The sequence below is a fragment of the Polaromonas sp. genome (assembly GCF_039932935.1).
Classification (GTDB): Bacteria; Pseudomonadota; Gammaproteobacteria; order Burkholderiales; family Burkholderiaceae_C; genus Polaromonas.
In genome coordinates, this window is sequence record NZ_JBDTPB010000022.1 from 14,367 (window position 1) to 27,975 (window position 13,609).

Genomic DNA, 13,609 nt, shown 5'->3' on the forward strand with positions numbered 1-13,609 from the left:
GCCAGCCTTTAGAATCTCAGGCTGAATTCTATCGGGCTTGCAGGCCGCTTCCGGGCTGCAAACCCGCCCTCAGACCGCCGTCCCTCACCGCATCAAAGCCGACACATGACCACCTCTTCTCCCACCCCCCTGAGCTACAAAGACGCTGGCGTTGACATCGACGCGGGTGACGCGCTGGTCGAACGCATCAAGCCCCTGGCCAAAAAAACCATGCGCGAAGGCGTGCTGGCGGGTATTGGCGGCTTTGGCGCCCTGTTTGAGGTGCCCAAGCGCTACAAGGAACCCGTTTTGGTCAGCGGCACCGACGGCGTGGGCACCAAGCTCAAGCTGGCGTTTGAATGGCAGATGCACGACACCGTAGGCATCGACCTGGTGGCCATGAGCGTGAATGACGTGCTGGTGCAGGGCGCCGAACCGCTGTTTTTCCTTGACTACTTCGCCTGCGGCAAGCTGAACGTGGACACGGCTGCAGCCGTGGTGGGCGGTATCGCCAAGGGCTGCGAGCTGAGCGGCTGCGCACTGATTGGCGGCGAAACCGCTGAGATGCCCGGCATGTACCCCGCGGGCGAATACGACCTGGCCGGTTTTGCTGTGGGCGCGGTCGAAAAATCCAAAATCCTGACGGGCAAAGACGTGAAGCCCGGCGACGTGGTGCTGGGTCTCGCCAGCAGCGGCGTGCATTCCAACGGTTTCAGCCTGGTGCGCAAGTGCATCGAACGCGCAGCCGGCACTGCGCCCGCCATGCTGGACGGCAAGCCCTTCAAGCAAGCCTTGATGGAGCCCACCCGCCTTTACGTCAAGAACGTTTTGGCCGCGCTGGCCGCCCACCCCATCAAGGCCCTGGCCCACATCACCGGCGGCGGCCTGCTCGAAAACATTCCCCGCGTGCTGCCCGAAGGCACGGCCGCCCACCTCAAAAAGGGCAGCTGGCCGCAAACCGAGCTGTTCGCCTGGCTGCAAAAAACCGCCGGCATCGACGACTTCGAGATGAACCGCACCTTCAACAACGGCATCGGCATGGTGGTGGTGGTGGATGCGGCCAACGCCCAGGCCACGGCCAAGACCCTGCGCGACGCAGGTGAGCAGGTCCATGAAATCGGCGTGATCGCCGCCAAGGGCGACGGCGCCGCAGTCACGGTCGGCTAAATCGGTCAAGCCCGCGGGTAAGACTGCACACGGCCTGAGCCCCACAAGCCATGCCGCAGCCTGCCCCCTCCCCCACGGCTGGCCGCCTTCCCGCAGGCATCTGGGCACTGGGCTTTGTCAGTCTGCTGATGGACATCTCCTCCGAGATGATCCACAGCCTCCTGCCCGTGTTCATGGTGACCGTGCTGGGCACCAGCATGCTGGCCGTCGGCCTGATTGAAGGCTTTGCCGAAGCCACTGCGCTCATCGTCAAGGTGTTTTCAGGTGTGCTGAGCGACTACTGGGGCAAACGCAAACCGCTGGCCCTGCTGGGCTACGGCCTGGGCGCCGCGTCCAAACCGCTGTTCGCGCTGGCAACCACGTCGGGCCTGGTGCTGGCCGCCCGACTGATTGACCGCGTGGGCAAAGGCCTGCGCGGCGCGCCCCGTGATGCGCTGGTGGCTGACCTGGCCCCACCTGGCAGGCGCGGTGCGGCTTTCGGGCTGCGCCAGTCGCTCGACACCGTGGGCGCCTTCACCGGACCGCTGCTGGCCATGGGCCTGATGCTGCTCTGGGCCAACGATTTCCGGGCGATTTTCTGGGTGGCAGTCATCCCCGGCGCCTTGTCTGTGGCGCTGCTGCTGTTCGGCGTGCGCGAACCGGCTCGCGCCCCGCACACCATCAGCGAGGCACCACGGCCCAACCCCATCAGCAAGACCAACCTGCGGCGGCTGGGCACGGCCTACTGGCACGTGGCCGCCATCGGCGCGGTGTTCACGCTGGCGCGCTTCAGCGAGGCATTTTTGCTGCTGCGCGCGCTGCAAATCGGCCTGCCCATCGCCTACACGCCTCTGGTGCTGATCGGCATGAACATCGTCTACGCGCTGGGTGCCTACCCTTTTGGCAAGTTGTCCGACTCCACGAGCCACACGGCCTTGCTGGCTTGGGGCATGGGGGTGCTGATTGCCGCCGATGTGCTGCTGGCGGGCAGCGGCCAATGGAGCCACCCGGGCCTGTGGCTCTGCGCAGGCATTGCACTGTGGGGCCTGCATATGGCCATGACACAAGGCCTGCTCGCCACCATGGTGGCCAACGCATCGCCGCCGGACCTGCGCGGCACGGCCTTCGGCTTTTTCAATCTGCTCAGCGGCGTGGCCCTGCTGGTGGCCAGCACCCTGGCCGGGGTGCTGTGGGACCGGCTTGGCGCGCCTGCCACCTTCGCGGCCGGGGCGGCGTTCAGCGTCGCCGCGCTGGCTTTGCTGTGGGTTTGGCGCCAGGCTTTGCGGCAACCTTGAGCCGGTGCTGCAGTCGGACCTACCGCTATCAAAATAGTAGCTGCTCGCGCTGGTTCTATAAGGGCAAACGGGGAAAACCCTTAAAAATCATAGTCCATCAAGCCAACGCCTGCCCGGCACACCGGCAGCTTCAGCGACTCACTGAACAGCCAAGCACCAATTAGGGTGCCATCAGCTTCGACAGAGGCGGCGCTATCCGCCCGACGTAGCGGCCCAACTTGATGGCCAGGCGGTCGGCCTGCTGCGTCCCTCGGTGCTACAAAAATACTAGCTGCTTGCGCCCGTGCTTCGGGCTTTGCTGGACTTTTCCTTACTTCTGTATCAAACTGTTCCATCGCGCCCATTCACAGAGTCCATTTCCTCGGCCCCTCCCCCGTCAGCCCCCTCAACGTCCTGGAGCATTCATGCCCGTTATCGCAGTGGTCAACCGCAAGGGAGGCAGTGGCAAAAGCACACTCGCCGCACACATCGCGGCATGGTGTGCGCGCAATGGCAGCTCGGTCATGCTGGGCGACGTGGACCGCCAGCAATCGGCGCGCAGCTGGCTCAAGCGCCGCGACGCGGCACTGCCCGCCATCGCACCCTGGGCCGTCGACCAGAAAAACATGCTGCGCGTGCCCACAGGCATCACGCATGTCGTGCTCGACACACCCGGCGGCATGCACGGCTTTGAGCTGGCCCGCGTGGTGATGTTTTCCGATGTCATCGTCATGCCGGTGTGCAATTCGATGTTTGACCGCGAATCGGCCGCGCAGTGCCACGCCGAGCTGATGGCCTTGCCGCGCGTGGCCAGCGGCCGCTGCCGGCTTGCCACAGTGGGCATGCGCATCGACGGGCGCACCCACGCGGCCAAGACGCTGGCGGAATGGTCTGAAAGCCTGGGCATGCCCTTTCTGGGCGCCCTGCGCGAGACCCAGCTGTATGTGCGCAGCCTGGAGCGCGGCATGACGATGTTTGACCTGCCGGCCAGCACGGCCGCGCAAGACTTGCAGCAGTGGGAACCGATTCTGCAGTGGCTGCGGCCCACACTGTACCCGCCGCAAGCCGCCAACGACGCGCCCGAAAGAGGGCATGCCACTGCCCCAGCCAAGACCCCGACCCGGATGATCGCGCCCCTGCCTTCGACCGCCGCAACACTTGGCGCCCGTCCGCTCAACCCGCCCCCCGCCGCCAAAGCCGCGCCCTCGCGCCTGGGCAGCTCGCTCTCCAACAGCCTCATGCCCGCGCAGGAGTCGATGGTGCATGGCGCCCGCATGTCGGCGCAAAGCACGGCCCGCGCGGTCGGCCGGCCTGTGCAGGTTAGCACCGCGCCGGCCATGTCGCGCAACGTGAACTCGCCCGACGGCATGCAGATTCCGCACTTCCTCAAGCGAGGGACCTGACGCACGCTTTCGGCGTCCGCGGCATTGACGTTTTAGCATCAAAACGGGCTGTAGCCCAATTCAGATGAGCGCAAGCAGCTATAAAAAATATAGCAATCATCTGCATTCCATTTTCGCCGCTGCATCCCGACATACGCTCGGCCCTACGCGGCCGCTTCGGCTTTCGCCGCCTCCGTCGCCGCAAATTCCCCGCGCACCACATGCGCAGCCTGCACCATATTGCCCAGCGCCGCCTCCGTCTCCGGCCAGCCGCGTGTCTTCAGGCCGCAGTCGGGGTTGATCCAGAGGTTTTCCGCCGGGATCACCATGGCCGCCTTGCGCAACAGCCGCACCATCTCGTCCACCGTGGGCACACGCGGCGAATGGATGTCATACACGCCGGGGCCGATCTCGTTGGGGTACTTGAAGCCGCCCGCGCCTGAATGGGCGCCTCCACCGAACGCGCGCAGCAGCTCCATGTCGGAGCGGCTGGTTTCGATGGTGATCACATCCGCGTCCATCGCGGCGATCTCCGGCAGGATGTCGTTGAACTCCGAATAGCACATGTGGGTGTGGATTTGCGTCTCGTCGGCCACGCCGCTGGCGCTGATGCGAAAGGCGCGTGTGGCCCACTGCAAATACGGCTTCCAGCCGGCGCGGCGCAGCGGCAGCCCTTCGCGAATCGCCGGCTCGTCGATCTGGATGATGCCGATGCCCGCGTCCTCCAGCTCCACCACTTCATCGCGAATCGCCCAGGCAATCTGCTCGGTGGTCAGGCTGCGCGGCTGATCGTCGCGCACAAAGGACCATTGCAGAATGGTGATGGGGCCGGTCAGCATGCCCTTCATCGGCCGCCGGGTCAGGCTTTGCGCATAGACCGTCCAGGCCACTGTCATGGCCATGGGGCGTGCCACGTCGCCATAGATCACCGGCGGCTTCACGCAGCGCGAGCCGTAGGACTGCACCCAGCCATTGGCCGTGAAGGCAAAGCCCTCGAGCTGCTCGCCGAAGTATTCGACCATGTCGTTGCGCTCGGCCTCGCCGTGCACCAGCACATCCAGGCCCAGCGCCTCCTGCTTGCGCACCGCCAGCATGATCTCGGCCTGCATTTTTTGGGCGTACTGCGACTTGCCGATCTCGCCGCGCTTGAAGGCCGCGCGCGCCGCGCGTATCTCCGCTGTCTGCGGAAACGAGCCTATCGAGGTGGTCGGAAACAGCGGCAAGGCAAAGCGCTGGCGCTGCACCTGCTGGCGCCGGCTGAAGGGCGATAGCCGCCGGTCGGCGCCGGCGGCGGCTTGGGCCAGCCGTGCCGCCACGGTGGCCCGGTGCACACGCGGGCTGTTGCGCCGGGCATGGGCGGCCAGGCGGGCATCGGCGAGTTCGGTTTCCACGCGCTTTTCATTGCCCTGCAACACCTCCTTCAGCACGCGCAGCTCCTGCAGCTTTTCAACTGCGAAGGCCAGCCAGGACTTGATGTCTGCATCGAGCTGGTCTTCAGCCTGCAAGCCGTAAGGCACATGCAACAGTGAGCACGAAGGCGCCAGCCACAGATCGCCCTTGTGCTTTTCGACCACGGGCCGCAGCCGCGCCAATGCGGCGTCAGGGTCGGTGCGCCAGATATTGCGGCCGTCCACAACGCCCACCGACAGCACCTTGTGGCTGGGCAGCCAGTCGGCCACGCCCACCAGCTCTTCGGGCGCGCGCACCGCATCCACATGCAGGCCCGCCACCGGCAACTGGCACGCCATGCGCAGGTTTTCTTGCAGTGGCGAAAAATAAGTCGCCACCAGCAGATTCACCCCTTTGCGCGCAAGCCGCCAATAGCTGGACTCGAAAGCCGGGCTCCAGGAAACCGGCAGGTCCAGGCCGAGGATCGGCTCATCCATCTGCACCCATTCCACGCCCTGGGCCTTTAACTGCTGCAGGATTGTTTGGTACACGGGCAGCAGTTTGTCGAGCAGGCTCAGGCGGTCAAAGCCCGGCGTTTTCTCTTTGCCCAGCCACAAAAAGCTCAACGGCCCCAGCAGCACCGCCTTGACCTTGTGGCCGGCCCGCTGCGCCTCTGCCACCTCGTCAAACAAGCGCGTGGAAGATAGCTTGAACTCCGTGGCCGCGTTGAACTCGGGCACCAGGTAGTGGTAGTTGGTGTCAAACCACTTGGTCATTTCGAGGGCGAACGTTCCGCCTCCAGCGCCACCCTCTTCTTGGCCCGCCGCGCCGCCGCACTCCTCGCTGTGCGTGTGGCCGGCCCGCACATTCACGCCGCGCGCCATCGCGAAGTAGCGGCCCAGCTCCGGCTCGTTGCCGTCAAAGCCAAACCGCGCCGGCTCGCAGCCCAGCAGCTGGATGTGATTGGCCACGTGGTCGTAAAACGCGAAGTCGCCGACGGTCACAAAAGCCAGCCCCGCTTCTTTCTGCACCGCCCAGTGGCGCTCGCGCAGCCCGGCGCCCACTGCCTCCAGCGCGGCCGCGTCCATCTCGCCGCGCCAGTGTTTCTCCAGCGCAAATTTCAGCTCGCGGTGCGCGCCCATGCGCGGAAAACCCAGGGTATGTGTCTGGACTGTGCGCGTTTCAATTCCCGTTGCCATTCGTTTTCTCCCGTTGCAATTTCTACAAGAGGAGCGATGGTCGGCCAAATAAACGTATTATTCAAACGAAAGATATTGCCGTTTAACATGAAAATTAATAAACATCGGGTTTGACATGACGTCGTCCATCCTTGAAGTCCGCCACCTGCGCACGCTGACCGCACTGCGCGACAGCGGCAGCCTGGTGCGCGCCGCGCAGCTGCTCAACCTCACCCAATCAGCGCTCTCGCACCAGGTCAAGCTGCTTGAAGAGCGCTACGGCACGCCGCTGTTTGAGCGCAAGTCCGTGCCGCCGCAATTCAGCACCACCGGCCAGCGCCTGCTGGCTCTGGCCGACGCGGTGATTCCGCAAATCGAAGAAGCGGAGCGCGACGTGGCGCGCCTGGCCACCGGCCGCTCCGGTCAGTTGCGCATCGCGGTTGAATGCCACACCTGCTTTGACTGGCTGATGCCTGCGATGGACGCCTTTCGCACGCGCTGGCCCGAAGTCGAGCTCGACATCGTCTCGGGCTTTCACCCCGACCCAATCGCCCTGGTGCTGCAAGACCGCGCCGACATCGCCATCGTGTCCGAAGCCGACGCCAGCGAGACGGTGGAGTTTCACCCCCTGTTTCGCTTTGAAATCATGGCCCTGCTGGCCAACGGCCACCCCCTTACCGCCAAGAGCCACCTCACCGCCAAAGACTTCGCCAACGAAACCCTGATCACCTACCCTGTGCCCGACGAAATGCTCGACGTGGTGCGCCAGGTGCTGGAACCCGCCGGCATCAAACCCGCCCGCCGCACCACCGAACTGACGATTGCCATGCTGCAACTCGTAGCCAGCAGCCGCGGTATCGCCGCATTGCCCAAATGGGCCGTGCAAAGTTATCTGGACCGGGGGTATGTGACGGCGCGGCCAGTGGGCAAAAAGGGTCTCACAGGACGCCTCTACGTCGCCTGCACGGAGGCTACGTCAGGCCGGCCCTGGCTGGAAGACTTCGTGGCGATCACACGGGAAAGCTGTTTTCTCACACTCAGCGAAATCGAACTTCTATAGGAAAAAAGTGCCTGTGGCGCTTGATGGGCGAGCGCAAGCAGCTATCAAATTTATAGCGATAGCCGGTAAACAGACAGACCAGAGAGGGCGGGCAGCCGAGCCCGCACTTCAACCGCGGGCTGCGCGGGGTGGCAGGGCAACTCAGTGACGGCTCCGGCGCAGCTGGATCAGCCGCTCGGTCATGGCATCAATGTCAAGCGCGTCTTCGGCGTTGGCCAGGTAAATTTCCAGGTCGACAATGGCCCGCTCAGGCTCCCCATGCGCGGCCCAGGCCAGTCCGCGGTCGCGGTATTCGGTCCACGCCTCGGGCTGCAGCACGATGAGGCGGTCCTGCACCGGGATCATGCGTTGCCAGTCTTCTTGCGTCTTGTGGATTTCTTTGAGGTTGCGCAGCATGCGGCTGATGATTTCGCGGGGCGCGGCCGACTGCAGGTACAGGCCCATGGGCACTTCGAAGTCTTCGTCGGCGTTGCCGCGCTGACGGAAGGGTTCCAGTCTTTCAGACAGCTCTTCGCGGCTGAGTGACTGGCCGCTGAAGGGGTCAATCACCACCTGGCCCTTGGGCAGATTGACCTTGACCATGAAATGCCCCGGAAACGCCACACCGCGTGCATTGAGGCCCAGGCCCAGTGCCAGCTCCAGCCACAGGACGGCCAGCGTGATCGGAATGCCGCGGCGTGTGCGCAGCACGGCGTTGAGGTAGCTGTTGTCGGGATCGTAGTAATCGTTGACGTTGCCGCCGAAGTTCAAATCGTGAAAGAAGAACTGGTTGAGCGCGCGCAACCGCTGCAGCGCGGGTGCGTCGGCGGGCAGGCGGCGCTTGAGGCGGGCGAGCAGCTGGTCTACGTCGCCCAGCACCTGCTGCACGTCAAGGTCGGGGTATTCATCTTGCGCCAGGCTGATGGCGGCTTCCAGCAGGGGAAAGTGCTCGTCGCTTTCGACCAGGCTGGAGAAATATTGCAATGGAGACGGAACGGTCAGATTTAATTGCATGACCCTACTTTCTCACAAACCGGGGAAAAAAGGCTTGGGGAAAATGCCGCCTGGGGTCTTGAGAAACCCGCTTTTCAGTGCTTCAGCAGTTTTTTCACCTTGAGACCAGACACCCAGAGCGCTATGAAATAGATAGCTGCTGACGCAAGCAATATAAGGGTCAACAGGCCAATTCTCTCCAAAGCGTGAGCCTTGAGGCCCACCCAATTGACCGCCTGGGCAGCCCACAGCAAGAAGACCGCCAGCAACGCGCTGGCCGCCACCACCTGCGTTGCAAAGATGCTCCACCCTGGCGCCGGTGTGTAGCTGCCGCGCCGCATCAGCCCCCACAGCAGCCAGAAAGCATTGATCAGCGCGCCCAGGCCGATGGCCAGCGCCAGCCCGGCGTGCTGCAGCAAAGGCACCAGGGCGATGTTGAGCAACTGCGTGATCACCAGCACCACCACGGCAATGCGCACGGGAGTCTTGATGTCCTGGCTGGCATAAAAGCCCGGGGCCAGCACCTTGATGGCGACCAGCCCGAGCAGGCCGGCGCCGTAACCCATCAGGGCGGTGGTGGTCTGCTGCACGTCGCGGTCAGTGAAAGCGCCGTAGTGGTAAAGCGTGGCAACCAGGGGCTGGGCAAACGTGAGCAGCGCCACGCCGCAAGGCACGGCCAGCAGCACGACGATGCGCAGGCCCCAGTCAAGCATGGCGGAATACCGGTCGACATCGCCTGCAGCCTTGGCGGCGGCCAGCTGGGGCATCAGCACCACACCAATGGCCACGCCGAGCATAGCGGTGGGGAACTCCATCAGCCGGTCGGCATACGTCAGCCAGCTGACGCTGCCGGACGTGAGGTGGGAGGCAATCTGTGTGTTGATGAGCAGCGAAATCTGCGCCACGCTGACACCCAGCAAGGCCGGCACCATCAGCTTGGCGATATTTTGGGTGGCCGGATCGGCCCAGGCGGCCTTGATGCGCGCCGGACTGAAGCCGACACGCGGCAGCAGCCCAAGCCTCAGCAAGGCCGGCACCTGCACCGCAAGCTGCAAGATACCGCCCACCATGACGCCCGCGCCCAGCGCGTAAACCGGCTCGATGCCGTGCGCCTTGAACCAGGGCGCGCCCTGCCAGGCCGCCAGGATCATGGAAAGGTTGAGCAACACGGGCGTGGCTGCCGGCACGGCAAAGCGCCGCCAGGTATTGAGCACGCCCGACGACAGCGCCACCAGCGACATGAAACCGATGTAGGGAAACATCCATCGCGTCATGAACACGGCAGCCTCGAAGCCGTGCGGCTCCTGCTTCAGCCCGCTGGCCATGGCCCAGACCAGCACCGGCGCCGCCGCCACGCCCGCCACGCAGGTCAGCAGCAACACCCAGGCCAGCAGCGTGGCGACCCGGTCGATCAGCAGTTTGGTGGCGTCATCGCCGTTTTGCGCCTTGCTGGCCGCCAGCACCGGCACAAAAGCCTGGCTGAAAGCCCCTTCGGCAAACAGCCGACGAAACAGGTTGGGAATGCGAAACGCCACATTGAAAGCATCGGTCACGGCGCTCGCGCCAAAAGTCGATGCAATCAGGAGTTCCCGCACCAAACCGGTGATTCGGGAGACAAGCGTTAAAAGGGAAACGGTGGAGGCGGATTTGAATAAGGACACCGGTGGAGTTTATCCCCGAGGTCGCGCTGGCCCGGCCATGCAAAGCTCACTTGACATGAGGACAGCGAAACCATCCAGAAAACGTAACTTCAGGCATCAAATCTGGCTCCAGCCCAATCAGGACATGCACAAGAAGCTATTTATTTGATAGCAAAAGGCAGCTAAAACCCTCTTTACCAGCATGAGCCGTGGAACCGGCTTCGCCGGGCCACAGGCGGGCGGCCCCTTGAGGGGGCAAGGAGTTACACGCAGTGAACGACTGTGGGGGCTATAATCGTGGGCTTTGCTGCAACATCCACAGACTCCTCCCCAGGATTAAAGGAACTTATATATGGCTACTGCCAAACCCAAGAAAAAGAACCCACGCCTTGCGTCGGGCCGCAAACGCGTCCGCCAGGACGTCAAACTCAACGCTGCGAACACCTCGCTGCGCTCCAAATACCGCACCGCTGTGAAAAACGTCGAAAAAGCCGTTGCAGCCGGTGACATGGACAAAGCCAAAGACCTGTTCGCCAAGGCCCAGAGCGTGGTGGACACGATTGCCGACAAGGGCATCTTCCACAAGAACAAGGCAGCGCGCGACAAGAGCCGCCTGTCTGCCAAGGTGAAAGCCCTGGCACTGGCCCCCGCAAAGGCCGCCTAAGCAATTAGGCAAATCGCCCGGACTGCATTTTGAAAGAAATACAGTCCGCCGTTTTGTAGGGTGCGCTGCAGCAAAGCAAAAAAGCCGTCGAAAGACGGCTTTTTTGTTGGGCGCTTCAAAACTTCAGCCGCTTCAATCTTTGCGGGGCAAATCGGGAATCAGGCAGGCTTCTGCAACCTGTAAATCATTGTCTTTGGCGAAATTGATGGCGAAGTCCCAGGCCATGGGTTCTGCTTCGCGCAGCTCCGAATTGACCACCACGCATTTCACGCCGTTGATGACGGTGGGTACGCACCAGGGGGAGTAGGTCAGATGGCTGCCGGGCTGCGGCCCGCCCGGACGGAAATGGCTCATCACACCGCACAACCTGTCGGCCCAGTCGCTGGGCCGGAAGGTTTTGCCGTCGCGGGTAATACCCTGAATGAAAACTTCTTTGGCGGTGTTGGAGACCATCGGGTGGAGGGTTTTTGGCGATGCCCAGCATGGGAAAGGGATGGGATTTCACCCCATGCTGCACCGCACAACAATTCTAGCTTAACTCAGGACTCTTATATAAGACTTGGACACAAATTTTCAACGCCGCAGACGGCAACGGCCCACAGGCTGCCCGCATCGCAGTAATGCAGGAACGTCACAAAAGCTCGCAAGGTCTGCGCCTAAAATCAGCTCAGGCCTGCTCCATCCGTTGCGGGCCTACCCTTTTTAGCCTTGTTTCAGACCTGTTCCGGAGTTTTCCATGACCGCAGCCCTTCCCAAGCACATCGAAGCCGCCTCCCCACACGTGATGAACACCTACGGCCGCCTGCCTATCGCGCTGGACCATGGCCAAGGCTGCCGCGTCTGGGACGTCAACGGCAAGGCTTACCTCGACGTGCTGGGCGGCATCGCTGTCAACACCCTGGGCCACAACCACCCCAAGCTGGTGCCGGCCCTGCAAGAGCAGATCGCCAAGATCATCCACAGCTCCAATTACTACCATGTGCCGCTGCAGGAAACCCTGGCCACCAAACTGGTGGAACTGTCGGGCCTGGAAAACGTGTTTTTCTGCTCCACCGGCCTGGAGGCCAATGAAGCCGCATTGAAGCTGGCGCGCAAGTTCGGCCATGACAAGGGCATTGAGCGTCCGGAAATCGTGGTCTATGAAAAGGCCTTCCATGGCCGCAGCATCGCCACATTGAGCGCCACCGGCAATCCCAAGGTTCAGGCCGGCTTCGGTCCGCTGGTGGAAGGCTTTATCCGCGTGCCGCTCAACAGCATCGATGCGCTGAAAGCCGCCACCGCCAACAACCCCAACGTGGTCGCCGTGTTCTTTGAAGCCATTCAGGGCGAAGGCGGCATCAACAGCATGACGGACGACTACCTGCGCGAAGTTCGCGCGCTGTGCGACGAGCGCGACTGGCTGCTGATGATTGACGAAGTGCAATGCGGCATGGGCCGCACCGGCAAGTGGTTTGCCCACCAGTGGGCCGGCATCAAACCCGACGTGATGCCGCTGGCCAAGGGCCTGGGCTCCGGCGTGCCGATTGGTGCAGTCGTGGCAGGCCCCAAGGCCGCCCACATCTTTGGCCCCGGCAACCACGGCACCACTTTTGGCGGCAACCCGCTGGCCATGCGCGCCGGTGTGGAAACCCTGCGCATCATGGAAGAAGAAGGCCTGCTGGCCAATGCCGTGAAGGTGGGCGACCATTTGCGCACTGCATTGGCGCGCGAACTGGCTGGCGAAAAAGGCCTGAAAGAAATCCGCGGCCGCGGCCTGATGCTGGGCATTGAGCTGACGGTGCCTTGCGGCGAGCTGCTGGGTCGGGCCGCTGAAAACGGCCTGCTGCTGAGCGTGACGGCCGACACCGTGATCCGCATGGTGCCGTCACTCATCATGACCACGGCCGAAGCCGACGAAGCGGTGGCCATCCTGGTTCCGCTGATCAAACAGTTGCTGAAAGAGAAAAACGCGTGACCACTGCGATCCCCTCCACCCCCGCACCGGTGCGGCACTACCTGCAGTTCAGCGACCTGAACGCGACCGAATACGCCTACGTGTTCGAGCGCGCCGCCATCATCAAGAAAAAATTCAAGACCTACGAAAAACACCAGCCGCTGGTAGACCGGACGCTGGCGATGATTTTCGAAAAAGCCTCAACGCGTACGCGCGTGAGCTTTGAGGCAGGCATGTACCAGCTGGGCGGCAGCGTGGTGCACCTGACCACCGGCGACAGCCAGCTGGGCCGGGCCGAGCCGATTGAAGACAGCGCCAAGGTCATCAGCCGCATGGTCGACCTGGTGATGATCCGCACCTTTGAGCAAACCAAGATTGACCTCTTTGCCGAGCATTCACGCGTGCCCGTCATAAACGGCCTCACCAACGAATTTCACCCCTGCCAGATCCTGGCCGACATCTTCACCTACATCGAACACCGCGGCTCCATCAAGGGCAAGACGGTGGCGTGGGTGGGCGACGGCAACAACATGGCCAATACATGGCTGCAGGCCAGCGAAATCCTCGGCTTCAAGGTGCATGTGAGCACACCTGGCGGGTATGAGGTCGACCAGTCGATCGCCGGCATCCGTTCGGCCGACAGCTACAAAGTCTTCAAGGACCCGATGCAGGCCTGCGCCGGCGCCGACCTGGTCACCACCGATGTGTGGACCAGCATGGGCTACGAAGCCGAAAACGAAGCGCGCAAGAAGGCCTTCGCCGACTGGTGCGTGGACACCGAGATGATGCGTGCCGCCAAGCCCGACGCCCTCTTCATGCACTGCCTGCCCGCCCACCGCGGCGAAGAAGTCGAAGCCGACGTCATCGACGGCCCGCAATCAGTCGTGTGGGATGAGGCTGAGAACAGGATGCACGCGCAGAAGGCACTCATGGAGTTCCTTTTGCTCGGGCAGCTCGCATAGCAATCGGGTAGTAGTACGTGAGCCAGCTGA

At 63.0% G+C, this 13,609-nt stretch carries 11 protein-coding genes; 7 read left to right on the forward strand and 4 right to left on the reverse strand.

Annotated elements, in window-relative coordinates:
• Positions 1–105: 105 nt before the first annotated feature.
• From purM to ABI546_RS03325, 3 genes are all read left to right on the forward strand, one after another.
• Complete coding sequence (gene purM / locus ABI546_RS03315) at positions 106–1,146, forward strand: phosphoribosylformylglycinamidine cyclo-ligase (RefSeq protein WP_348044082.1); 1,041 nt, start codon at positions 106–108, stop codon at positions 1,144–1,146.
• A gap of 50 nt (positions 1,147–1,196) precedes the next feature.
• On the forward strand, positions 1,197–2,420 hold the full coding sequence (locus ABI546_RS03320; RefSeq protein WP_348044084.1) for an MFS transporter: 1,224 nt from the start codon (positions 1,197–1,199) through the stop codon (positions 2,418–2,420).
• A gap of 404 nt (positions 2,421–2,824) precedes the next feature.
• The gene (locus tag ABI546_RS03325) at positions 2,825–3,802 is read left to right on the forward strand and encodes a ParA family protein (RefSeq protein ID WP_348044086.1); all 978 of its coding nucleotides are present in this window, start codon (positions 2,825–2,827) and stop codon (positions 3,800–3,802) included.
• A gap of 143 nt (positions 3,803–3,945) precedes the next feature.
• Here ABI546_RS03325 and metE read toward each other — a convergent pair whose 3' ends face one another.
• On the reverse strand, positions 3,946–6,369 hold the full coding sequence (metE, locus tag ABI546_RS03330; RefSeq protein WP_348044088.1) for a 5-methyltetrahydropteroyltriglutamate--homocysteine S-methyltransferase: 2,424 nt from the start codon (positions 6,367–6,369) through the stop codon (positions 3,946–3,948).
• Between the two features lie 115 nt (positions 6,370–6,484).
• Here metE and ABI546_RS03335 point away from each other — a divergent pair, with 115 nt between their 5' ends.
• Positions 6,485–7,408: a LysR substrate-binding domain-containing protein gene (locus tag ABI546_RS03335; protein ID WP_348044090.1), complete on the forward strand. Its 924-nt coding sequence runs from the start codon at positions 6,485–6,487 to the stop codon at positions 7,406–7,408.
• A 141-nt stretch (positions 7,409–7,549) separates the two neighbouring features.
• On the opposite strand, the gene ABI546_RS03340 is transcribed toward ABI546_RS03335, so the two are convergent.
• Both ABI546_RS03340 and murJ read right to left on the reverse strand, forming a co-directional pair.
• The gene (locus tag ABI546_RS03340) at positions 7,550–8,401 is read right to left on the reverse strand and encodes a tetratricopeptide repeat protein (RefSeq protein WP_348044092.1); all 852 of its coding nucleotides are present in this window, start codon (positions 8,399–8,401) and stop codon (positions 7,550–7,552) included.
• 74 nt (positions 8,402–8,475) lie between these two features.
• Complete coding sequence (gene murJ, locus ABI546_RS03345) at positions 8,476–10,041, reverse strand: murein biosynthesis integral membrane protein MurJ (RefSeq protein ID WP_348044094.1); 1,566 nt, start codon at positions 10,039–10,041, stop codon at positions 8,476–8,478.
• A gap of 331 nt (positions 10,042–10,372) precedes the next feature.
• Between murJ and rpsT the strand changes: the two genes are divergently transcribed.
• Positions 10,373–10,684: a 30S ribosomal protein S20 gene (gene rpsT, locus ABI546_RS03350; protein WP_348044096.1), complete on the forward strand. Its 312-nt coding sequence runs from the start codon at positions 10,373–10,375 to the stop codon at positions 10,682–10,684.
• Between the two features lie 132 nt (positions 10,685–10,816).
• Here the strand turns inward: rpsT and ABI546_RS03355 are convergent, their stop codons facing one another.
• Positions 10,817–11,137: a DUF3579 domain-containing protein gene (locus ABI546_RS03355; RefSeq protein WP_348044098.1), complete on the reverse strand. Its 321-nt coding sequence runs from the start codon at positions 11,135–11,137 to the stop codon at positions 10,817–10,819.
• Between the two features lie 283 nt (positions 11,138–11,420).
• Between ABI546_RS03355 and ABI546_RS03360 the strand changes: the two genes are divergently transcribed.
• Positions 11,421–12,638: an aspartate aminotransferase family protein gene (locus ABI546_RS03360; protein WP_348044100.1), complete on the forward strand. Its 1,218-nt coding sequence runs from the start codon at positions 11,421–11,423 to the stop codon at positions 12,636–12,638.
• A complete protein-coding gene (argF, locus tag ABI546_RS03365) occupies positions 12,635–13,579 on the forward strand; it encodes an ornithine carbamoyltransferase (RefSeq protein ID WP_348044102.1) in 945 nt (314 codons plus the stop codon). The genes ABI546_RS03360 and argF overlap by 4 nt, the downstream gene beginning before the upstream one ends.
• Positions 13,580–13,609: the final 30 nt, after the last annotated feature.